At 39.9% G+C, this 288-nt stretch carries 1 protein-coding gene; it reads right to left on the reverse strand.

What is annotated here, in order from left to right:
• Window positions 1–80: 80 nt before the first annotated feature.
• Window positions 81–209, reverse strand: coding sequence for a hypothetical protein (locus JUI58_RS27530; RefSeq protein WP_275414288.1), 129 nt, complete (start codon window positions 207–209; stop codon window positions 81–83).
• Window positions 210–288 lie beyond the last annotated feature (79 nt).

Raw genomic sequence — 288 nt, forward strand, 5'->3', positions numbered from 1 at the left:
AGAGGAGAAAGGAGTTCGCTGAGATATTGTTTGGCGAATTGGTCGTGGATAAAACGAGTCACGGGCGAATGAATAATTATTCAATGCTCATAGCATAACAGAGAAAATGCGATCGCTTTTCTCTTTTTCTCCTTTTGCGATCGCGACTCCTTGAAAAATCCTTGAGAAAGCGATCGCTCTAAAGTATTATGCTCCTTCTTCTTGGACACTGAAGCGATCGATTAATTCTTCACGAGACAATTGTAAAAGCAAAGGAGTAAATTCATCAGAATGCAGTCTCATAATAGG

The sequence above is a fragment of the Spirulina sp. CCY15215 genome (genome assembly GCF_016888125.1).
In the GTDB taxonomy this organism is placed as follows: Bacteria; Cyanobacteriota; Cyanobacteriia; order Cyanobacteriales; family Spirulinaceae; genus CCY15215.